The 23,789-nt window shown below is 35.5% G+C and carries 15 protein-coding genes; all 15 read right to left on the reverse strand.

Annotation, left to right across the window (positions count from 1 at the left end; translation table 11 throughout):
• Window positions 1–99: 99 nt before the first annotated feature.
• A complete protein-coding gene (locus GCQ56_RS10635; protein WP_152734442.1) occupies window positions 100–1,602 on the reverse strand; it encodes a RagB/SusD family nutrient uptake outer membrane protein in 1,503 nt (500 codons plus the stop codon).
• 11 nt (window positions 1,603–1,613) lie between these two features.
• Window positions 1,614–4,817, reverse strand: a complete 3,204-nt coding sequence (locus GCQ56_RS10640; RefSeq protein ID WP_152734443.1) for a TonB-dependent receptor — start codon at window positions 4,815–4,817, stop codon at window positions 1,614–1,616.
• A gap of 234 nt (window positions 4,818–5,051) precedes the next feature.
• Window positions 5,052–6,041, reverse strand: coding sequence for a FecR family protein (locus GCQ56_RS10645; protein ID WP_152734444.1), 990 nt, complete (start codon window positions 6,039–6,041; stop codon window positions 5,052–5,054).
• Between the two features lie 173 nt (window positions 6,042–6,214).
• The gene (locus GCQ56_RS10650; RefSeq protein ID WP_152734445.1) at window positions 6,215–6,799 is read right to left on the reverse strand and encodes an RNA polymerase sigma-70 factor; all 585 of its coding nucleotides are present in this window, start codon (window positions 6,797–6,799) and stop codon (window positions 6,215–6,217) included.
• 330 nt (window positions 6,800–7,129) lie between these two features.
• Complete coding sequence (locus tag GCQ56_RS10655) at window positions 7,130–8,713, reverse strand: beta-N-acetylhexosaminidase (RefSeq protein WP_152734446.1); 1,584 nt, start codon at window positions 8,711–8,713, stop codon at window positions 7,130–7,132.
• 134 nt (window positions 8,714–8,847) lie between these two features.
• On the reverse strand, window positions 8,848–9,879 hold the full coding sequence (galE, locus tag GCQ56_RS10660) for a UDP-glucose 4-epimerase GalE (protein ID WP_152734447.1): 1,032 nt from the start codon (window positions 9,877–9,879) through the stop codon (window positions 8,848–8,850).
• A 57-nt stretch (window positions 9,880–9,936) separates the two neighbouring features.
• Window positions 9,937–10,920 carry an ROK family protein gene (locus GCQ56_RS10665; protein ID WP_299993514.1) on the reverse strand — a complete coding sequence of 328 codons (984 nt, stop codon included), beginning with the start codon at window positions 10,918–10,920 and terminating at the stop codon, window positions 9,937–9,939.
• Between the two features lie 47 nt (window positions 10,921–10,967).
• Window positions 10,968–11,609 carry a carbohydrate-binding family 9-like protein gene (locus GCQ56_RS10670; protein WP_152734448.1) on the reverse strand — a complete coding sequence of 214 codons (642 nt, stop codon included), beginning with the start codon at window positions 11,607–11,609 and terminating at the stop codon, window positions 10,968–10,970.
• 65 nt (window positions 11,610–11,674) lie between these two features.
• A complete protein-coding gene (locus tag GCQ56_RS10675) occupies window positions 11,675–14,002 on the reverse strand; it encodes a glucosamine-6-phosphate isomerase (protein WP_152734449.1) in 2,328 nt (775 codons plus the stop codon).
• A 130-nt stretch (window positions 14,003–14,132) separates the two neighbouring features.
• Window positions 14,133–15,236 carry a phosphotransferase enzyme family protein gene (locus tag GCQ56_RS10680; RefSeq protein WP_152734450.1) on the reverse strand — a complete coding sequence of 368 codons (1,104 nt, stop codon included), beginning with the start codon at window positions 15,234–15,236 and terminating at the stop codon, window positions 14,133–14,135.
• An 87-nt stretch (window positions 15,237–15,323) separates the two neighbouring features.
• Window positions 15,324–16,637 (reverse strand): sugar MFS transporter, encoded by a 1,314-nt coding sequence (locus tag GCQ56_RS10685; RefSeq protein ID WP_152734451.1) that lies wholly within the window; start codon window positions 16,635–16,637, stop codon window positions 15,324–15,326.
• Between the two features lie 46 nt (window positions 16,638–16,683).
• A complete protein-coding gene (gene glmM / locus GCQ56_RS10690; protein ID WP_152734452.1) occupies window positions 16,684–18,063 on the reverse strand; it encodes a phosphoglucosamine mutase in 1,380 nt (459 codons plus the stop codon).
• Between the two features lie 12 nt (window positions 18,064–18,075).
• The gene (locus tag GCQ56_RS10695; RefSeq protein WP_152734453.1) at window positions 18,076–18,978 is read right to left on the reverse strand and encodes a sugar phosphate nucleotidyltransferase; all 903 of its coding nucleotides are present in this window, start codon (window positions 18,976–18,978) and stop codon (window positions 18,076–18,078) included.
• A 195-nt stretch (window positions 18,979–19,173) separates the two neighbouring features.
• Entirely contained in the window at window positions 19,174–20,400 is a 1,227-nt protein-coding gene (locus GCQ56_RS10700; RefSeq protein ID WP_152734454.1) for an ROK family protein, read from the reverse strand.
• Window positions 20,401–20,594: 194 nt separating this feature from the next.
• Window positions 20,595–23,774 carry a glycoside hydrolase family 2 TIM barrel-domain containing protein gene (locus tag GCQ56_RS10705; protein WP_152734455.1) on the reverse strand — a complete coding sequence of 1,060 codons (3,180 nt, stop codon included), beginning with the start codon at window positions 23,772–23,774 and terminating at the stop codon, window positions 20,595–20,597.
• Between the last annotated feature and the right edge of the window lie 15 nt (window positions 23,775–23,789).

Here is a 23,789-nt window from a genome sequence, read left to right on the forward strand (position 1 = left end):
TATAACAAGAGTAATCTTGCTAATTACATTTGATTTAAACATCTGCGATTAAAAGATAAAGTATCCGAGCTGAACATTCATTCAGCTCGGATGTAAAATTTAATTTTTTAAATTTGGATTGTTATCAGTTGCAGAAAGAGGATATGGGAATATCTCACGATCCTGTGCTGATGTTTGCTTATCCCACCAGGTTCCGCCAAACTTACCGAAACGGATTAAATCCTGACGTCGGTGACCTTCAAATGAAAACTCTCGAGCACGTTCATTAATTAACTCATCTAATGTTAATGAAGATCCATTATAGTTGTGATCTACACTTTCAAATGCACGCTCTCTGATAGTGTTTACAAAAGGTAAAGCTTCTGCTGTTTTACCTAAACGAACCAATGCTTCTGCTTTCATCATTAAAGCATCGGTATATCGCCAAATAACAAAATCATTATTCAGTCCCCATGCTTCACCAACAACCACCTCGTACTTAACACTCCTAGCACCTTCATCTTCTCTTGATTCTGCCATATTTTTAATATCAACAGTTAAAACCAGAGGTTCATCTTTAGCTTCTTCCACACCCAACAAAGGATTACCATCCTGATCGAATTGAGGTCCAACAAGAAATTGATTCAAACGAGTATCTTCTGCATCAAATACCCGATAATGATCTGGTTGAACAACAATTCCATTCCAGGGACCATATTGCAAATTAAAACCTTGCTGATGACTATAATGCAACATAAACGCGTGGTGATAAAAACCTCCAATTTTGTTTTCTTCAAAAGGAATAACAAAAATATTCTCATCACAATTTTCATTTCTTGCTAAGAATGGTTCTTGCCATTTGTCTGCCAAAGTATATCCTGTAATTTTATCAATTTCATTGATACATTCTTGCCAACGATCTTGTCCTGTATAGACTTTACTGTTTAAATAAACTTTTGCTAACAGCATATGTGCTGCAGCCTGGGTAAAATGTCCATATGCCGAAGGCTCACCTTTTGTAGGCAAATCATCAATAATTTCCGTAATCTCCTGCTCTATGAATTCAATAACTTCAGAAGCTGGTACAGGTGCAGGAGAAGTAGGTTCTCCAACCTTAGTTACAATAGGTACGTTTCTAAAATTATCCATCAATAAATAGTAATGGTAAGCACGCATAGCACGCATTTCAGCTCTCATTTGATCTAATGAAACAGATAATTGCATATTCGAAACATCTATTCCTTCTGTATTTGTCAGAAACTCATTACAGTAACCAATTGCCTGATAGGTATTATTCCATGCACCTTTTATTTCGTGATGCTCAGGAGTCCAATTGTGCCAGTGTAACTGTTGCCATTTCCCCCCATCATATCCATGCTTTCCTTTTTGAGGCCATGCGGCACAATCACCACTTAATTCACCACAAATCCAATGAGCCAAAGTAGTCGTTACATACAAACGAGTATATGGTTTTAAGTAATTAGCTGTTACTTCCTCACCCGACTTATAAAAAGTTTGAGTGGTTATTTCAGAATATACTTCTTCATCAAGATTAGTACACCCCACTAGTCCTAATAATAAGAATACGACTGAAATACCTGTATATATTTTATTCTTCATCATTTTTATTGCAATTAGAATTTAACATTTACACCTAAAGTATAGGTAGTTGTTCGTGGATAAAAACCTCTCTGATCTACACCTGCTTTAGCTCCCAAATCAAGTTCCGGATCCAATCCTGAGTAACCTGTAAATGTTGCAACATTCAAGGCAGAGAAATAGATTCTTGCATAATCAAGTCCAAACAGTTTTTCTTTAGGTATGGTGTATCCCAATGTAATGTTGTCGAGTTTAAGATAACTTCCATCTTCCAAGTAATAATCAGAATATTGCGGATCTGCATTCACCGGAGAATTAACTGCGGATTTCAACATATTTCCAGAATACCATTGCGGGTTTCCATAGTACATTTTATTTACATTCAATACATCAAAACCGAATGCACCTCTAAAATTCATTGTAAAATCAAACCCTTTAACAGAAATGTGCGGACTAAAAGAAATATTATATTTAGGATTTCCATTTCCAATGAATGTCCTATCTGCATCAGTAATACCTTCTTCTCCATCTAAATCTTCGAAAATCCATTCACCATCAGCAGTAAGCCCTTTATATTTATAACCATAAAAAGATCCAATCGAATGTCCTTCTTCATATCTAAAAATGGTTCCTAATTGACCCGGCGCTGGAAGATCTTCATAGTTTACCGCCTGAAATTTAAATGTTTCATTAGATAAGCTTACCAATTCGTTTTCATTATAGGAAAAAGTAGCATCTACCCCAATTTTCCATGTCTCATTATCAACAATATTGGCATTTAGAGCTATTTCAACACCTTGATTTGTTATTTCTCCAATATTAGACAATACTTCACCATGAATCATTGATGGAACCTGAGCAACCAATTTCCATAGTAAGTCTTTGGTTTTTCGTTGGTAAACATCAACAGATCCACTTAGTTTATTATTAAAAACTCCAAAGTCTAAACCTAGGTTGGTCTCTTTTTTAGTTTCCCATTTTAAATTTTCATTTGGATTTGTTGTTGAACCATACGATTTAAGATATTGATCATTTAATATCCACAATCCTCCTGAACCCATTCTAGGAATTGATTCATACGGCTCATCAACAATGTTTCCAGTAACACCATAGCCAATTCGTAATTTTAGGTCGTTTACCCAACTCACATCAGACATAAAGTCTTCTTCAGTTAATCTCCAACCTAAAGAAGCTGCTGGAAAAGTAGCCCATTTGTTATTGTCTCCAAATTTTGAAGATCCTTCTCTTCTTACTGTTGCCGAAAACAAATATTTACTTTCATACGAATAAGTTACACGTCCAAAAAATGAAATTAATTTCTCAGTTTTTTTATAACTATCCATATCTGCCTTTCCATCAGCCAAACCCGCACCTGAACCTAAATCATGATACTGTTGAGCGTCACTTACAAAATCTTTGTTTTCTGCCCAAAAATCCTCATATGATTTATCTTCATAACTGTATCCACCTAACACGGTGAAAGCATGATTATCTAAAACCTTTTTATAATTAACAGTGGTTTCAAACATCTTTTTATATCTATGCCAGGTTTTCTGTTTAGCTCTTCCCTTATAACCATCTCTATCGGAACTTTTTGAATCAATATCATCATATTCATGTTCCAAAAGATCACGTACATCAATAGCTCCAAAAGCTCCTATTTTTAAACCCTCTATCAAATCAAAATCTGCTCGCAGACTAATCTGATTGTTTTTCTCCTTACCACCTCTGCGTTCCTGATTTAAATTTGCCACAGGATTAAATTCACCATAACCATTTGGCTGCCAATAAGTACCATCCTCATTCCTAACAGGCATTGTAGGATTAAGAATCGCAGCCATATCAAATGCTGAATAAGAAGTATAATCTTTCTCCATTAAAGTAGAAGACATATTAAACTGAAGCTTCAAACGATCGTTATAACCTGTATGAGTTAAATTAACACGTCCATTCAAATATTCTTGTCCCGTATTAAGAACAATTCCTTCCAGATTACGATAATTTAAAGATGCACGATAGGTTAAGTTATCTTTTCCTCCTGAAAATGATAAGTTATGAACATGTGAGATATTCTTTCTAATAATCTCCTCTGACCAATTCGTATTAGCACCACCGTCAACATAAGCAATCCCTTTCACATCTCCGTAAGCACGATATTCATCAGCTGAAAGTACATCTGGTAAAGCTGTTGCGTCTTCAGTAGATACATATCCAGAGTATTCTACTTTTAATTCACCAGTTGAACCTTGTTTTGTTGTAATAATAATAACACCATTGGTTCCTCTTGTACCATAAATTGCTGCTGCAGATCCATCTCGCAACACATCCATACTTTCAATATCTTCTGGTGCAACCGAACTAATATCAACACCTGTAATTCCATCTACAATAATCAACGGATCACTTGATGCATTTAAAGATGAAGTCCCTCTTAATCTAATTCTTGGTGAAGCATTAGGATCAGTACCTGCGGTACGTACAATCTGCAGTCCTGCAACCTTACCTTCAATCGATTGTAAAGCATTAGTCGCAAAACCTTTATTAAAATCATCACTTGAAACATTGGCAATAGAGCTTGTAATTTCTGTTTTTTTCTGGATTCCATACCCCACAGCTATCACCTCAGCCAAACCAATGGCATCCTCTTTCATTTCAACCTCTAATTTCGAAATTCCATCAATCGAAATCGATTGTGTAAGCATGCCAACAAAAGAAAAAACCAAATTTTGATTTTCCTCTTTCACATCAATGGAGTAATTCCCATCAATATCTGTTACAGTTCCCAAGGTAGTTCCTTCAACAACCACGGTTACTCCTGGCAACCCTAAACCTTGTTGATCAACTACGATTCCTTTTATTGTACGATCTCCATTTTTTTGTTCCTGTGGAGCAATTACAATATCCTTATCAACAATCTTATAACTTAATCCGGTATTTTTAAACACAAAATCAAGCACCTCTTTAATTGATACATTTTGCATATCAACATCCACTCTCTTATTTTGAGGTATTTGCTCATTCCTATAAAAGAAATCAAAATCCGATTTAGCTTGAATTAATTTGAATACCTCTGTAATTCGAGCGTTCTTTAAACTAACTGAGATTTTATTTTCCTGATTTCCATTCGTTGCACTCGCACTGGTAACGCCAGTCAACATTAAACTTAGCAAGAAAACAATTGTAATTTGTTTCCAACTTTCCTTCCAGAAAGAAGGCACTAAAAACGATTTTTTTTTCATAAATTTGAAAGGTTATAATTAATGACTCGATGTTTCTTCACAAACATCGTTTACTCGGGGAATGTTAGCGCATTTCCCGTTTTGTTTTTGGTTCATTATTACATCATTGGCATTATACATTTTAAGGGTTAAGTTATTATATATTCCACTTTTTTTTGTCTCTGATCTCAACATACTAAATCGATTTAGTTTTTATGACAAATTACATCCTTTATAATACTTTAACACATGAAATTATAAAGGTTTGATTATTATCCTATCTCCGTCTATCTGATAGCTAATAGGTGTAGTATGATTAATTAATTTTAGAACATGTTCAACAGGTTTTGTTCTCTTAATTACACCCGAATAATGTATATTTTGGAAAAACTTTTTTGGGTAGATAAATTCAACATCATACCAGCGTTCCACCATTGCCATCAATGTTTCAAAGTCCTCATTATCGAATATGTAGCGACCATCACGCCATACAGTATAGTAACTCGTTTCTACTTTTTTCAGAGATAACCTATTACTAATCCGACTATAAATCAATTGCTGATTGGGCTCTATAACAACTGTTCTCCCGGCAGCTTTTACTTCAACACTACCTTCTTCTAATGTTGTGTAAACATTCTCCTCATTTTCGTAGGATCTCACATTAAAAACAGTCCCAAGTACCTTTAAACTTTGTCCTTTCACATTCACAATAAAAGGTTTTTCCTCATCTCGGCTAACATTAAAAAAAGCTTCACCACTTAAGGTTACAACTCTCTGTTTTTTATCATCATCAAACGAAAAATCCAATTTAGAATCAGAATTTAACCATACTTCTGTTCCATCAGCCAAAGCCAGCTTAGATCTTTGTCCTTTTGGCACCTCGAGTTTATGAACAAGCTGCTTTGGAACATTAAAAGAATCTAAAATCATATTAGAACCCCAACCCAAGCCAAACACTACTATAATTATTGCGGCAATCCTCATCCACAAAGTAAAATTCCTCTTTAAGGTAAAGGTTTTTGGTATTTTTATCAGGTTAATACGATTGGATAGAACCTTCCATTCTTTCTTTAGATTTATATTTCCTTTTTCAGAATGCATTTTATAGGAATCCCAGATATCTTTTTGCTGGAAATACTCCTTTTTATTCTCTGCATTTGAATAAACCCAATCGAGAAACTGAACCTGTTCTTCTTCACTAAGCTGTCTCTGAAGGAATTGTACTATTTTATCCTTATTATCCATCGTTAATTATCGGTTACTATACTACATGATCGGAAAAATAGATTTTACCCTACCCCCAATTTTTATTTTTTTACATTTTTATAATGTTACAGTAATATAAGGTGGTCAGTTTATTGTATGAATAAATACGAAAGGAGTATTTTTAAATCACAACTTAATTTAATCGCATGACCTTATAAAAAATCGGATCCATTAAAGTACAAATACATTAAAAGAGGAAGATATTCTTTAAGCTCAAGCCTAAGAATTTTAAGAGCTTTAGTTATTTGTTTTTCAACTGCTTTTAAAGAAATTCCCAACTGTTCTGCAATTTCCTTATTCTTTAAGCCATTAAAACGACTCATGATAAACACCTTACGGCAAGCATCTGGCATCTTATCCATAGCTTCTTTCAGTTTTTCTTCTAACTCTAGTTCAATTATACTTTTTATTCCATCGTTATAATAGGCGAGCTCATCAAGATTTAATGCTTCTGTGCTATAATTGTTTCTAACTTTTTGTCTCTCGATTTCCTGAAGACATTTGTTACGAACCATTCTAAAGAGGTAGGCAGATAGAGAGGATTTGATCGTGATGTTTTCTTTGTTCTGCCAAAATATCATAAAAACGTCGTGAACTAAATCTCTTGCCAAATCATCATCTACAAATTTACAGGCATAGAAATACATCGAAGTGTAATACTCTTCAAACAATTCTTGAAAAGCATTTTTATCTCCAGCCTTTAGTTTTGTATACAATTGGTTGTGTAGATCAGTCATTGACTTTTTTTCTTGCAGTCAAATTTAAAAATCTTTTTCTATTTTAAGAATGACATGAATTTCCAAGTTGATCGATATATCTATTTCTAAGACCAATTGTACAGGTATAAATGCTAAACTTCTTTTTTTGAACTATACAATAAGAATACATCCAAAGCATTTTCATTTTTCACAATACTCAAATACCTAAAAGCCTTCATTTCAAATATTTATTTGTCATTTCTGATTCTCAACAATTCGACCAAAATAACAAAAAAAGGCACCCATATGGATGCCCTTTATATTTTCAAAACTTGCTTAGCAAGTAATACTAATCAACCAATTGAAATATTATTCTTTTACTTCTTCTAGTTTCTCCTTACTCCAAGGTACCAATTTCGATTGGTAGTAGTTGATGTTTAGAATTTCGAATCGTTCCTGTTGTTTGCCCAAACGAACTTTATATTCGTCCCATGAGTTGTTCTCATCTGGCGACCAGCCCAATTCTGCATACCCCAACAGACGAGGGAAAACAAGGTATTCTATGTCGTCCATAGTTTCGATCGTTTCTGCCCAAAGTGGCGCTTCAATACCAATAATATCTTCTTTGGCAATTCCTTCCACATTGCTTTCCAATGTCCAGTTGTATGCCTTATCTACCTCAAGGTATCCTGCCCAGTGCAATCCAAGCGGAGAAATTGAATCGTACTGCATATCTAAATAGGCACGTGTTGCAGGAGACATTATAATCTTAACATTTTGCTTCACTGCCTTTAATGCATTTTTTGGTTTGGTTTGCCAAAACTGTGCTACCGAACTTTCGTCGAGTGTAGCAGCAGCCACATCGGCCCAACCCATCATTTTCTTGTTGTGAGATTGAACAATCTTCTGCACCTTATTCACAAACTTAATGTAGTCCTTTTTCTTGGTAACATGCGATTCGTCGCCACCAATATGAATGTACTCACCCGGAGTAATGGCTGCCAATTCACGAATGACATCATCAATAAATTTATAGGTAATCTCTTTATCCGTAGCCAAAGTACTAAAACCAACCCTTGTACCAGTATACAATTCGGTAGCTTTGCCATTAGCATTTAGTTCAGCATAGGAAGCCAATGCAGCATTGGTATGACCTGGCATATCAATTTCAGGAATAATGGTAATAAAACGATCCTGAGCATATTTTACAATCTCCTTGTATTCTTCCTGAGTGTAAAATCCACCTTTACCACCACCTACTTGAGTGCTTCCACCAATTTCGGTTAGCTTAGGCCAAGATTTGATCTCAATTCTCCACCCCTGATCATCGGTAAGGTGTAAATGCAGAACATTCATTTTGTAGGCAGCCAAATAGTCGATGTATTGTTTCACATCTTTAACACTAAAAAAGTGACGAACCACATCTAGCATGGCACCGCGATATCCGTATTGCGGAGCATCATGAATGGTTCCGCTGGCAATTAGCCAGGGACCTTCCTGAAGTTTATCCGCTTCGATTTTAGCTGGCAATAACTGACGGATGGTTTGCACACCACGAAAGATACCTGCCGCTTGAAATGCCTCTAAAGTTATCTTTCTTGAATCGATACTTAGATTGTAACCTTCTGCACCTAAATCTTTCTTATCCGGGTTGATAACTAAAGCAATTCCTCTGCTACCTACCGGTTTCTTTAATTCTTTGATTTTTGCTTTAAATCCTGTAGAAGGTTCAATTAATTCAGCAAGGTAATTAGCAATTTGCTTAAGTTCCTCGTTTCCTGTTTGAACCAAGATTTGAGTGTTTTTTGTCCATTCAAATGAACTTCCGGTTGCTGTAAGGCTAACTGGTTTTGGGATTAAGTTTTCTTTGCTCAAATCTTTGGGGATAGGTTTTGTACAGGAAAATAGCATAAGGCTAAGAGCTACTATTCCTATTTGTAAAGTTTTACTCATGGTATCGTATTTTGGTTTTTATTCAGTTTCGAAGAATTATACTAGTACTTGGAATTAAAAAACTAGACTATTTAATGAACCAAATGCGCAAAAAAAATCGCAGTAAAGCAAGCCTTACCACGATTGTATATATTCTATTTTTCAGTCTCCATAATGTTCGTTTGCCATTTCCAGGCAGAAGAGAGTGTTTCGTCCAGCGTACTTTGAGCTGTCCATCCTAACTCCTCGTTTGCAAAAGATGTATCGGCATATATCTGCTCGATATCACCTGCTCGGCGATCAACTATCTTATGAGGAACTTTCTCTCCTGTTGCTCTCTCGAATGATTCAATAATTTCAAGTACTGAAACTCCGTTTCCAGTTCCAACATTAAAATACTCGTAGTTCGCTTTGTTTTTATCGTTTAACAATCTTTCGATTGCAACCACATGGGCTTTTGCTAAATCAACTACATGAATGTAATCGCGAATGGCTGAACCGTCAGGTGTATTGTAATCATCACCAAAAACACTAAGCTCTGGTCTGATACCAGCAACTGTTTGTGTTAAAAATGGAATTAGATTGTTAGGCACTCCTAATGGCAATTCTCCAATTTTAGCTGTAGCATGAGCTCCAATTGGATTGAAATATCTTAAGGCAATTCCTTTTAATTCATTATTTGCAGCTACTGTATCACGAATGATATCTTCACAAATACTTTTAGTATTTCCATAAGGTGATTCAGCTTCCTTACGAGGTGTTTGCTCAGTTACTGGAAGTTGATCAGGCTGACCATAAACAGTACATGACGATGAGAAAACCAGATTTTTAACATTGAATTCGCTCATGCATTCCATGATGTTCATTAGTGAATTCAAATTGTTACTGTAATACATTAGAGGTTTCTCAACCGATTCTCCAACGGCTTTTGATGCCGCAAAATGAATGATAGCATCTAGGTTAGAATATTCATTGAAGAAAGCTTTCACTTTATTTTTATCCGTTAAATCAAATTCTTCAAACTTTGGGCGCTTGCCTGTAATCTCTTCTATTTGATCTAAAACCTCAATCTTAGAATTGGAAAGGTTATCTACAATTACAACTTCGTATCCATTGTTCTGTAACTCTACAACTGTATGAGAGCCAATAAATCCTGTACCTCCTGTAACAAGTATCTGTTTTGCCATTATTCTTCTGCTTTTATATCGAATATTATAAAACTTAATCGTATTAAATTCCTTTTATTACAAAGTTAACTGATCGTTCCAAATTAATGCAGCCGATCCTAAAATTGCAGCATCTTCACCCAATTGAGAAGGTAATAAATCGATCTTATCTTTGTAAAGAAATAAGATGTTCTTTTCCATCGCCTCACGAACCGGATCGAATAATAAATCTCCGGCTTTCGCCAAGCCTCCAAAAAAGAAAATTGCCCTCGGACTGGTTACCGATGCGACATTGGCTAAAGCCTCACCTAACATTTTTCCCGTGTAGGCAAAAATCTCCATGGCTAACAAATCACCCTCGTTTGCTGCATCCGCAACCATTTTGGCTGTCAACTGATTGTATGGCACATCTCGCAAAGAACTATTCCCCATGTGCTTTGCCAGCATTTTATATGCTGTTCTTTTTACTCCTGTTGCCGACACATAAGTTTCCAAACATCCTCTTCGACCACATCCACATTCTCTTCCTCCCGGACGCATGATAATGTGTCCAACCTCACCTGCAAATCCATCGTGTCCATAAAGCAAATCGCCATTCACAACAATACCACTACCTAAACCTGTTCCAAGAGTAATTACCATGAAATCACTCATGTCTTTTGCACCACCAAACATTCTTTCGCCCAAAGCTGCAGCATTGGCATCATTAGTTACTTTAACCGGAACATTTAAGGCATTAGATAATGTCTCGGCAATTGGCAAACTGCCCTTCCAACGAAGGTTAGCTGCATCTTCTATTGTTCCTGTTCTGAAATTTGCATTTGGAGCACCAACACCTACGCCTATTAATTGAACAGGTTCACTTATCTTCTTTAATGCCTCTCCAATTTCAGCCAATAAATCCTTGCAATAATCTTCAAATGTTTCTCTGGTTTGAGTTGGGATACTTCTAGCAGATAACGATTTTCCGCTATTGTCGATACATCCGAAAACGGTATTTGTACCTCCTATATCTATTCCTAATGCAATTTTAATCATTATTTTCTCAATGTCTTTTCTCACTTTTGTTCAATACTTCAGAACAAGAGCTAAGTTCTCTTTAAGGCTACTTATTCTAAAATCAGTTTACCAAAGGATGATGGTATATGAAAATCAGGCTCTGGAACCTCTGGATTTACCCAAGAAATCCATCTCAATTCAGCCTCTTTCTGATCAGCAGGTAACTTCATACAGTAGCCTCTATACAAGCCTGCTTCTAAAAGATTGTCTTTTAACAAACCTAAATTCTCTAATGAGGATAGATTGATAAAGCCTTCTACTACATATCCTTTCCCATTCTTAGATGCTTTTACCTCCATATTTTCGGCTGGCCATTCCCAATTAAAATCAAAATCCCGATAATAATTCGCTTTATAATCCAGCACTCTTGCATGGGCATCCATCTCCAAACAGTAGTAAGGAGTTAAGTTCTCATCTTTTCTGAAAAATATTTCCACACGATCCGAGTCAACCACTTCCATTTTATGGTTCTGATCAACAAATGTAAGTACATTTTTATCTTCTACATCGAATCTAAAATAAAATTTCTTATCGTCATGTAAAGCTCTAAATGATGTAAGCGGAGCTTTAAACTCCTCCCAAGAATAGTTAAATTCGGTATTTACATTGGCCATATCCCATACAGGATGCATTTTATCTCCTGATATTTCCAAAATATCAGACTTAATTCTTTTTACGATATATTCCTTCATCAACTAAGAAAAAAAAGGGCCGAAGGATAAGAATCCTCCGACCCAGAGGTATTTATGTGTGGTACTTAAAACGGATTTTCTTCAACTGCTTTTTCCAAGTCTTGTGCCATTGCAACGAACTCATCGGCAGTCATTTCTTTCATGTAAACCAAACCATGAGTAGCTCTTACCAATGGGTGATTGTTCTCGTAAAAGAAATTCTTACCTAATAACAATTGAATTTGCTTTAATTGTTGAACCCAAACCTTTTGAGTCAACTCATTAAATTTGCCATCGTACTCGTAACTTGGGAAAGATGCATTTACCTGACTCATGTAACTTTCGGTAAATGAATTTTCCAATACATCTAATGCATTTAATGATACTGGCACAATGGTATCAGCTTCAGCTGGATGATACTTAAACCAAACATTACGATAGCCAATAATTCGTAATTTCGACAAATCTTCTTCCTCTTTCCACTCTTTAACAGCTCCTGCAATTGCTTGCAAAACTTTATAGTGAGTATCAGGACCACTTCCTTCAGGATCCATAGCCAAACTGATAATACTTGGCTTGTGCTTTCTAAATTCTTCCAAAACAGGAAGCATATCTCTATTCTTCTCAGGCAATTCTGTAAATACATCACCTTTGTAGAATCCAAGACGTAAATGATGAATATTTTTAACCGGAGTTCCAAAGTGAGCCCAAACTAGCTCCTCTTCAAACTCACGAATCATTCCTTTCATTTTCTGAACCTCAGGAGAATTTTTTCCTCCATCGTAACTGCTTTCCAAATCGTTAATGATAAAAGCAATAGTTTCATTCAGGTGCTCTTTATTTTTAACTTTCCAGGTTTCAACAATAGAACGAATTACACGGTGGCAAAGACCTCTTCTCTTTCCATTAGCATTTCTTGCTGCAACAGAATTCAAAAAGTGATAAACATCCTTATCCCACTTCTTGCTATATCCAATCTCGAAGAAATCAGCATAATCCAACATTTGGATTGCACCATTGGCAATAAATTCCTGACACTCTTTCAATACACCAATAACGAATCCATTAGTTACGGCAGTAAAACCAGAAGTAAGTACTGAAAAGTGAATATCATTACTTGCTGAACGCATCTGACGATTTGTATAAGGCATCATTCCCAACATGATATCATCGTGGTGAGGTCCTGTATGATAAATCACCTCATTGGTATCAGGTTTCATTCCTTTTTCCAACTTCCCTTTAATCGAATCGATAACTGTTTGAACAGTTCCTTCATTTAAATTTGGAATTTGGCTAGTATATGGATCAGCTTTTAGATCTTCCATTGTTAAATGGTGACCATACTTATTTATCTTCTTACAAAGATCAATTACAGATCTTTCAGATTTAGCATGAGACCAATCTCCTTTTTTGTAAAACTGATCTACACTATCAGTCAACTTGCAAGCTGCACCTGTAGTCAGGTAAAAACGGCTATTTTTCTGACGTTGTAGAACCGAAGCAGGATAAACCGCATCTGGTTTACTTTCCAGTGAACCTTTTACAATATCCGCCTTTGCTTCTCCTGCCGCAAATATAATTGAAACAGCATCCGGGTCGTGAGTAATGGTATCCAATCCGATAGTAATTACCAAGCGGTTTCTCGATACCTCAATACCACCTAAGTCACCAGCAGCAACTGCTTGTGTTTCAAAATTGGTTTTGGTTAGTCTTGTTGTTGAATAATGATCCGAACCACGTGTGTTAAATGCAATGTGACCATCAGGTCCAATTCCTCCAAGGAAGAATCCAATTCCTCCCTTATCACGAATTTGCTGTTCGTAAGAAGTACACCAATTGTCAATCATGAAAATTGATTTTTGCTGCATTTCTTCTACAACGCTTGTCGCCTCGCGATAACGTAATGATAAGTCAATATTATAATCAGGGAAAACTTCCAAAAAGTGCTTGTTATCCACCAATGGAATTTCCTCAGAATTAATAAGCAATGAATTGGATTTCTCCAAGCCAAAACCATCAATGTAGTATTTCATCACATAGTTGTAGAAACTATTGTGCTGACGTGGATCAATTGGGTAAAATTCATCGATCTGAACAAACTGCAATCCTCTTAAATCAGGCTTAGCCATATTACCTAATCCGTATTGTCCACGGATATCCATACCTTTGGCATTGTTCCAGTTCTCTAAAAGATACTGCGTGTACTTGATAAAATACTCAGGTGTTTTACCTGTTGGCAAACTGATTACTCCCTGAGGATTTTGCTCTGCCCACTCCAAAAATCGAAGTGAAGTCATTAAACCCAATTTTGGAAAATTATCAACTGTTACATAAGGTATTTGAGTTGTAATTTCCGGCACTCCTGATAAATCATGAAATGCTTGCTCTACTTTTGATGTAAATAATGTTCCCATTTTCTTTTTTATTTCTATAATCTCTAAACCTTACTCGTTTAAAACTCGCAGTTTTAATAGCAACTACCTGTTTTAAAATTCGCTACCACACGATTAAATACCGGGTCTGGTATCAGAAATAAAATTCTAATTACACTGACAATTCTTTGCTATATTCAATAACCACTTGCTTCATTTGCTTGAACTGATCCTCCATACTTCTCAACAGTTTGTATTGAGCATGAGTTCTTATCAAGTTGTGCTGTGGCGATTTAATTTTATAATATTGATCTCCGTTGATGTAATCCATCAAAAATCGAAGAACTTGTTCAAAAGTGATATATCTCGCAGAAAAAGCCAGATACTCCAACTCTGTATTGGTTAAAAATAAGACTGTTTCTTCCAAATATCCTTTAGTATAAGCTTTGAATATTTCCATATCCATACTTACATTTTCCAGATTCTCATCATCTTCCAATCCTGTATTTGTGTAGGATCTCATAGCATCGCCATAATCGTTTAGTACGGTACTATTCAATACTGTATCTAAATCTATTACACACAAATCATTGCCATCCTTATCGAAAAGAATATTGTTGATTTTGGTATCATTATGAGTTACTCTTGAAGGAATTCTTCCATCCTCAACCAACTCCCAAAACTCAAGCATTTCAGTTCTTCTCTCCTCAATCCAGGAAATCTCTTTGGCTAAATCTTCCTTTCTGTTCACAGGATCTGATTCTAAAATCTCATCCCATTGTTCAAAGCGAAATCGGATGTTGTGAAAACCCGGTAGAATATCTACCAAAGGCTCTTTCATATCAGCTAACATTGCCTGAAATTTCCCTATTCCTTTTCCACCTGCATAAGCCAATTCCGGACTATCTGCTGATTCGTAGGTGATATTGTCCTTTATAAATAGGCAAAGTGTCCAAAAATCTCCCTTCTCATCCTGGAAGTATGGGTTACCATTCTCCACTTCAATAATTGTCATTGCCTCACGACTTGGATCCCCTCCAGCAATTTCAATTTTTGATTTAAGATGAGCCGATACTTTTTGGATATTCCTCATCATTCCGGGAACATCCTTAAAAATATTTTTATTTTTTCTCTGAAAAAGATAATCAGGATCGTCTTGAGCCTTGGTCTTCACCAAAAAAGTATCATTGATGAATCCCTCTCCCAATGGTTGAATGGTTTCAACCGTTCCTTCAGTCTTAAACTTCGATACTATTGTATATAAGTTCTTGTTCATTTGATCTTAATAATTCTGGATGTGACAAAAGAAGAATTCTGCAATTCCAATGGTATTACCAACATTACAATTGCAGAACTATATTCTTTATTTTCCTAATTCTGCACTTGTTTCATTACTATTTACACTACCTGGTTTCCAAGAGCGTATTTTATATCCCTTAACGGCATAGAAAAAGATGAACATGTAACATGGAACAACAACCCAATAGGCTTGTTGTGTGCTAAATACATCAGATAAACGTCCCCATATTAATGGTAAAATTGCACCACCCGAAATTGCCATTACCAATAAGGCTGAACCTGTATTGATAAAACTACCTAAACCAGATAGAGCAAGAGGCCAAATTGCAGGCCAAACCAAAGCGTTTGCCAATCCGAACATTGCTACAAAAATCACGGAAGTTATTCCTGAAGTGAATATTGCTCCAAATGCAAATAAAATACCTAAAACAGCAGATACTTTAAGAGCAAAACGCTGATCAATTACTTTAGGTATAAGTGTTACACCCAACAAATAACCAACAACCATTGTTACCATAGTGTATGATGTAAATGCTTTTGCCGTATCCAATTCGATACCTAATGAAAGTCCATAATTAATTATTGTATCACCAGCAATCACCTCGGCTCCTACATAAAAGAACAACGCAAGAACTCCCAAAATAAGGTGAGGGAATGCCATAATTGAATTCTTCTTTTTCTCGCCATTTTCTGCTTTAGCATCTTCCTCATTTGTTTCAATTTCAGGAAGTGGAGCCAAACGAACACCAATTCCCATCACAACCAAAACAATAGTCATTACAATATATGGATTGATAACTCTGGCAGCTAATGAATCCAATGCAGCAACACGTGCAGTTGCATCCATTGCTTTCAAACTTTCAACAAAAGCATCGCCATCGTTAAGAATGTAATAAGCTAAAATTAGTGGAGCCATTGCGCCTGCAAACTTGTTACAGATACCTAAAATACTGATTCTTCTAGCAGCACTTTCTTTAGGACCAATAATGGTAACATAAGGGTTCGATGCTGTTTGCAATAATGCTAATCCGGTTCCCATTACGAACAATCCGGTTAAGAAAACACTAAAAGTTCTCGACATAGCTGCAGGAATAAATATCATCGTTCCAATGGACATAACCAATAATCCGATCATCATACCATTTTTAAAGCCCGTTTTTTTCAAAACCCAGGCAGATGGTAAAGCCATAATCGTATAAGCGATATAAAATGCAAATGCTACAAATAATGCCTGGAAATCGGTTAACTGACAAGCAATTTTCAAGTATGGAATTAAGATTCCATTCAACCAGGTTACAAAACCGAAAATAAAGAACAATGCTCCAATGATAATCATTGGTAGAATGAAGTTCTTAAATGAAGATTTAGAAGTACTCATATTGGTTTAAGTTTTAAAAATCAATCTTTTACAATAGATTATTTCGTTATTTTTTTATTTTAATCAACTGTTTTATACAGGCAACCAAATCATTGGCATATTCCTGAGTTTTAGCTTCAGAGTAAATGCGAATAATTGGTTCTGTATTCGACTTTCTTAAATGAACCCATCCTTCCGGAAAAGTTATTTTAACACCATCGATAGTATTGCATGGATAATCAATAAATTTTCTTCTTATTTGCTCAAGAATTCCATTAAGATCACTTACGCCTTCCAATTGTATTTTATCTTTTACAATCTTGTGATCAGGATATTTAGCACGCAATTCGGAAGAAGTCATTTTAGATTTAGCTAAGTAGGTTAGAAATAAAGCTACTCCAACTAATGCATCTCTACCGTAGTGTAGCTCAGGATATATAACGCCACCATTTCCTTCCCCTCCAATCACAGCTAATTGCTTTTTCATTTCGTAAACAACATTTACTTCACCTACGGCTGATTCGAAAAATTCAACACCATGCTTTTCGGCAATCTCGCGCAAAGCCATTGTTGATGATAAATTTGCAGCAAGACTTCCCTTTTTATTTTCAAGAACATAATCAGCTATTGATACCAAAGTATACTCTTCTCCAAATGGTTTTCCATTATCACAAACCATTGCCAAACGATCCACATCAGGATCGACAATAATTCCCAAATCCAAATTCTCATTCTTCACCAATTCAGAAATTTCTACAATATTTTCTGGAAGTGGTTCTGGGTTATGAGCAAAATTACCATCGGGATTACAGTTGATTTCTTTAATGTTTTTTACTCCAAGGGACTTTAACAATTGAGGAATAGCAATACCTCCAACCGAGTTTACTGCATCAACAGCAATAGAAAAATTTGCTTCTTCGATCAACTTTGCATCAACCAAAGGTAAATTAAGAATATGCTGAATGTGAGTCTCTAAGTAATCCTCGTTTAAGGAATATTTCCCTAAATCATCAACTTCATTGTATTTAAATTCCTGTTTTTCAACAAGATTTAACAAATCCTTTCCATCCTGATCGTTAATAAACTCACCTTTATTATTTAGTAATTTTAAGGCGTTCCAATTCTTTGGATTATGACTTGCGGTGATAATAATTCCACCACCAGCTTTCATATCTACAACTGCCATTTCAACTGTAGGTGTAGAGGCTAAGCCTAAATCCACAACTTCAACTCCAACAGAAAGTAAGGCTCCTACTACCAACTGGTTAACCATTTCGCCACTCATTCTGGCATCACGACCAATTACGATCTTTTTATTCGCTCCACTATTTTGAAGCCACATTCCAAATGCACCTGAAATACTAACAATGTCCATAGGAGTTAAGGCTTGTCCAGGACGACCTCCAATAGTTCCTCTAATTCCTGATATCGATTTTATTAATGTCATAGGTTCGTCCTCTTACTTATCCCAAAGTTTTGCTGGGTAAACTCCAGATTTAATGAGTGCTTCAATAGCTTTAATGGCCTTTTCTTTATCTTCTTTGTAGGTTACTCCAAACCATTGTGCATTTGATTTTAGCACTTTAAATTGTGCCTCATCATTACCAATAATTTCAGCTACTACTGATGGAATGTAGAATTCAGATTTCAACTGATCTCCTTGTTCTTTTAGAAAATCTTTAAATTGATTTTCTAAATGCTCGAATAACTTTGGAGTAAATCCCCAAAAGTTCATCGACACCGTGGTTGATTCTTTTAATGGATACCATTTCTCATTCTCAAGGTATGCGATATCTTCAACTAGTTTTTCAATATGAGTACGTTCCACAATAGTAGTCAATTGCTCCTTATCATTTGTAGAACAAACACCTCTTGAAACCGATCCGTTCTCAGAAATGGTATTCGCTAAACGATAACCAACCATGCAATTCTCAGCATCACTAATTGAATTGATAAGGTAATCTGCTATTGTTTTAAAAGCTTCAACTCCGTAATAATCATCTGCATTAATCACTGCGAAAGGCTCATTAATACATTCCTTTGCCATAAGAATAGCATGACCAGTTCCCCATGGCTTTTCTCTATCTGGATGATATGAAAATCCTTCAGGCACATTAGCTAAATCCTGATTAACGTAATCTACCTCTATATTTCCCTGTAATTTTGAATTGTATAATTCTTTAAATTCCTTTTCGAAACTTTCACGAATAACAAAAACAATTTTTCCAAACCCTGCTTTAATTGCATCATGAATTGAATAATCAATAATAGTTTCGTTTGATGGTCCGATAGGATCCATTTGCTTTAAGCCTCCATATCGACTTCCCATTCCCGCAGCTAATACCAATAATGTGGGTTTCATATCAATCTTCTCCTTTGTTAATTTTTAGTTTCATAAAAAGTGAAAGGTAATCATCCGGCAAACACTACTACTACAATATTTTTTACCTAAAATAACAGATGATTACCTTAATCACTTATCTTATAAAATTGATTCCTGCAAGAACACTACTTCTACAATTTCACCAAATGAAAAACCGCAGGAATCAATTTTCACCTAATTATTACTGAATGTTTTTTTCATCACATTAGCCATCGTACCCATTAAAGCAGCATCCTCTAACAAGTCGGAACTAACAAGCTCAGTTTCCGAGCTAATTCTATCCATGGCATATTTATTCATCGACATGCTTACCGGATCGATAATATATTTTCCGGCCGGTGCCAATTTTCCTCCAATTATTATCATTTCAGGATTTAACAAGTGAATTAAAGTCACGAGTCCTTTCCCAAGATATTCGCACATTTTATTCAACTGGTCAATAGCGAATTGATCTCCCGACAAAATAGCTTCAACCACTGCTCTCAAGTCTATTTTCTGATCTCTCTCTTTGTATTTTGCCAAAAAGCTTTCCTGTCCATTATCAATAGCTTCACGAATTTGTCTAACCAAAATCTTACCAGATGTTAAGGTCTCTAAACAGCCAATTTTACCACAATGACAAAGTTTACCATCAGGATCAATTAAAATGTGCCCGAATTCACCAGCAAAACCATTCTTCCCGCTATGTAATTCTCCATTTAAAATCATTCCCAAACCAATACCATTGCTAAGGTTTAAACACAAAACATTTTTCTTATCCTTAGCTTTACCAAAGGCTTTTTCTCCCAAAGCCATCGTACGTGCATCATTATCCATAAGTACACGACATCCAAACATATCTTCCAAATGCTTAGCCAATCCTTCTTGAGCAAAAGATAAGTGAGTATGACTAAGACCTTTCTCAGCATCAACCAAACCTGGAATCGAAACTCCTACAGATAAAATCTTCTCTTTAGAAATATCCATTTTGTCAAGAGCTAATTTCACTTTATCTCTTAAGCTATTTGTATAACGAATTGTATTTTCAAGTTCACAATTCTGATATTCTTCACGATAAACCAATTGATTATTCAAATCAAAAATGGCTACATTCAAAGTATGTAAGTTAATGTCAACACCAACTACATATTGATATTTTGGGTTAATACAAAACAAATTTGGTCTTCTACCACCAATCGAATCACCAATACCATTGTCCAATATCACACCAAAACCAATTAAATCTTCAACAAGAGAAGCAACCAATGGCTGACTCAATTTTGAGGATTTTACAATTTCCGCAATCGATGCCGTTTTGGTATCATATAAATGGGATACAATTTTTCGATATTGCTCCTGCTTCCTCTTTTTTGAATTAACGGTTCCCGTTAAGCACTTTTCGTATTGAAATTCTGGCTTCAATTCAATATCTGTTTTAAATTAATATTATTTTCTGCCATAAAAATAGATAATTTCTTTTAAAAATACTCTCTTCTTTTATAATTTATTTTAAAAGTTTAGGGTTATTATAAAATAATACATATTATTATTCAATTGAAAATATCCGTACGCCAGTGTACACTCCAACTTTCAATCATCAACAAACAAACTGAATATCAATAAACTGGCACAAAACTAAATTCAAACTTATAATTTTTAGCTGGTACTGAGTATTCTTTATACGGAGTAGCTCCCCAGGAATTATCTCCAGCAACCCCCATCATCTTTAAATCAAAATTTACAAAAACACCATCCTCTTTAGTGATATCATTAGTGTGTCTATAATCTTCGTGGGTATTCTGATCAAAGTCTTCCAATGGATTATGATGTACTGAGAATCCTAATTTTTGCTTCGAACTGATTCTTATTCCTACTCCATTCTTATTTCTAAGTTCAAACCACCGAACATCTGTTTTGTAGGCGTTCTCTTGCGGGCGTACATATTTGAAATACTGATCGCCAACTTTTCCTTTATACAATCCCACAAAAGCTCCACGATTTCTATCCACATAATTTTCATGAGGACCTCGTCCAAAATATTCCAAATTTTCAAAGTTTACAGGAAATTCTGCTCGCAAACCAAATCGTGGCAAATCTGGTAAATTCTCTTTCCCAAGTTTAATATTAGTTGTAACCTCAATTTCACCAGTACCAGAAATTTTGTATTCAACGGTTTGTTCTGATTCTATTTTAGAATGATTGTGTATGGCTTTAATAAAAACCTTATCATTCCTTTTTACACTTTCAATGCTCGATAATTTGACAGACTTACTCACCTCTCTCCAAATTCCAAGGCGTTTAATCATATTACTGCCCTTATCATTATCATTAGGTGCTCTCCAAAAATTAATCGTAAAACCCTTTTGAAATAGTTCAATTCCATCCATTTTATAAGATGATAGTAATCCTGTCTTTTTCTCGAATGAGATTTCAAAATTCTTTCCTGTAATTTGGATCACATCCGGCTGTTCAGCCAATTTCAAATCAGTTTGCTCTCTAATTACAGGTTTGTTTTCTGTAAACAATGGCAATTGAAATTGATCGTGTGCTATCTCAAAACCTTTTGACCTAAATGGTAGATCAACAATAGAAACAACCGAGAAATCAACGAAATATTCACAGTCTGCTTTTATTTTGATATCATCAATAGGAATTTGAACCAACTCGTTTTCCTGTGGTGCTAAATTAAAGTCATTTAATTGTCCCAATTTTACAATTTCTCCATTCTCTGATATGCTCCAATTAATTTGATAATCTTGTAAATCAATAAAATCGTGGTAGTTCTTGATTCTAAAAATTCCTTTTGCAGGATCTTCAGCATAAAACCTAACATTCTGATAGGCATACTTCACTTCCCACATGGCAGGATGCGGTATATAGTCGGCTGAGATAATTCCATTTACTACAAAGTTTGCATCCGATGGTAAGTCTTTGGAACCATAATCACCACCATAAGCCCAGAATTCATTTCCATTCTCCGCCTTTTTCACAAGAGCCTGATCGATCCAATCCCAGATGTAACCTCCTTGCAACTGAGTATTCTTCTCATCATAAATTACATCCCACAAATCAACCAGATTCCCATTACTATTTCCCATTGCATGCGAATATTCACTAATGATCATTGGCTTTGTCTGCTTTTTAGAAGCATAGGCATTCAAGTGTTTCACTCCCGGATATTGCGGGCAGTACAAGTCAGTATTTTCGCCCATTATTGCACGTTCATAATGAATAGGACGAGATGGATCACGATCTTTTATCCACTTATAGACTGCTGCAAAGTTCTCCCCATCTCCAGCTTCATTTCCCATAGACCACACAATTACAGAAGGATGATTTTTATCTCGTTCCACCATTCTGATATTGCGATCTAAATGAGCTTTTTTCCATACTGGATTTTTCGCCAAAGAATGCTTTCCATAGTACATGCCATGAGATTCAATATTGGCTTCATTGGTAACATATAAGCCATACTGATCGCACAATTCATAAAATCGTTCGTGACAAGGGTAATGACTCGTTCGAACTGCATTGATATTAAATTGCTTCATCAGGGCAATTTCCTTAATCATATTCTCCTCACTAATCACATGTCCTTTATATTGATCGTGCTCATGGCGATTTACTCCTTTGATTAAAGCCGGCTTACCATTTACATAGAAAACTGCATCTTTGATTTCGATTTTTCTAAAACCTACTTTGCAGGTCACAATCTCGCTTATAGCAGATTTTTTATCTTTTAAAAGAATTAAAAGTGTATACAAAATTGGAGTTTCTGCTGTCCATTTCTTTGGGTTCTGAATCTCCGTAGCAAAATTCAGTTTCAAATCCGGTTTCTTATGAATATCAGCCTTCTGAATTCCTTTAGCGATAAGTTTTCCTGTCTTATCAAGCAAATTATATTCCACTGAATAATTACCCGATTTCAATTGATGCTTATGATTTTTCAAATCCACATCTAAAGAGAACAATCCATTTTCATATTGAGAGTCTAAATCTGCTTTAACGAAGAAATCACGAATGCGAACTTTGGATGTAGAATACAGGAAAACATCTCTTTCTATACCACTAATTCTCCAAAAATCCTGGCATTCCAAAAAAGAACCATCGGACCAACGATACACTTCTACTGCCAAAACATTTTTGCCTTTTTTAAGGTATTTGGAAATATCCCATTCGGCAGGAGTTTTGCTTCCCTGACTATATCCAACTCTTTGCCCGTTTACCCAAATGTACATGGCAGATTTAACCGCTCCAAAGTGTATGAAAATATGTCTTCCATTCCAGTTATCAGGTATTGTAAAGCTTCTTCGATAGGAACCAACAGGATTGTAATCGTGCGGTATTTTACCAGGATGTTTCGGATAAATTTTTTCGGTAAATTCTATCTCATCTGAAACGGGTGCTTTGTAATCTGCAAATTCATATTGATGATTTACATAGATAGGATAACCATATCCTTCCAGTTCCCAATTAGATGGAACATTTATATCATTCCAATTGGAATCATCATAAGAAGTCTGATAAAAATCTATTGGTCTGTCAGATGGTTTTCGCGTCCAACTGAACTTCCATAATCCGTTTAAACTTTGATAATAAATCGATTGCTGTTTTTTCTTAGAAAGAGCTGCATCAATACTCTTGAAAGGCAGAAAGGAGGCATGTTCTGCCTCCTTGTTCTGATCAAACATCTCTGGATTTTCCAAATCATTCCAAATATTCTGTTTTTCTTGTCCAATGCTATGAGAAATGGATATCATCAACAAAATAAAAGCCAAAAATGTTGTTCTTCGCATCTAAATATTTTTTAA

The sequence above is a fragment of the Marinifilum sp. N1E240 genome (assembly GCF_009295825.1).
Taxonomy (GTDB): Bacteria; Bacteroidota; Bacteroidia; order Bacteroidales; family Marinifilaceae; genus Marinifilum_A; species Marinifilum_A sediminis.

Bases quoted from the DNA above. Each gene is read 5' to 3' on its own strand.
- GCQ56_RS10635 (WP_152734442.1), bottom strand. From the start codon at position 1,602: ATGATGAAGAATAAAATATATACAGGTATTTCAGTCGTATTCTTATTA.
- GCQ56_RS10640 (WP_152734443.1), bottom strand. From the start codon at position 4,817: ATGAAAAAAAAATCGTTTTTAGTGCCTTCTTTCTGGAAGGAAAGTTGG.
- GCQ56_RS10645 (WP_152734444.1), bottom strand. From the start codon at position 6,041: ATGGATAATAAGGATAAAATAGTACAATTCCTTCAGAGACAGCTTAGT.
- GCQ56_RS10650 (WP_152734445.1), bottom strand. From the start codon at position 6,799: ATGACTGATCTACACAACCAATTGTATACAAAACTAAAGGCTGGAGAT.
- GCQ56_RS10655 (WP_152734446.1), bottom strand. From the start codon at position 8,713: ATGAGTAAAACTTTACAAATAGGAATAGTAGCTCTTAGCCTTATGCTA.
- galE (WP_152734447.1), bottom strand. From the start codon at position 9,879: ATGGCAAAACAGATACTTGTTACAGGAGGTACAGGATTTATTGGCTCT.
- GCQ56_RS10670 (WP_152734448.1), bottom strand. From the start codon at position 11,609: ATGAAGGAATATATCGTAAAAAGAATTAAGTCTGATATTTTGGAAATA.
- GCQ56_RS10675 (WP_152734449.1), bottom strand. From the start codon at position 14,002: ATGGGAACATTATTTACATCAAAAGTAGAGCAAGCATTTCATGATTTA.
- GCQ56_RS10680 (WP_152734450.1), bottom strand. From the start codon at position 15,236: ATGAACAAGAACTTATATACAATAGTATCGAAGTTTAAGACTGAAGGA.
- GCQ56_RS10685 (WP_152734451.1), bottom strand. From the start codon at position 16,637: ATGAGTACTTCTAAATCTTCATTTAAGAACTTCATTCTACCAATGATT.
- glmM (WP_152734452.1), bottom strand. From the start codon at position 18,063: ATGACATTAATAAAATCGATATCAGGAATTAGAGGAACTATTGGAGGT.
- GCQ56_RS10695 (WP_152734453.1), bottom strand. From the start codon at position 18,978: ATGAAACCCACATTATTGGTATTAGCTGCGGGAATGGGAAGTCGATAT.
- GCQ56_RS10705 (WP_152734455.1), bottom strand. From the start codon at position 23,774: ATGCGAAGAACAACATTTTTGGCTTTTATTTTGTTGATGATATCCATT.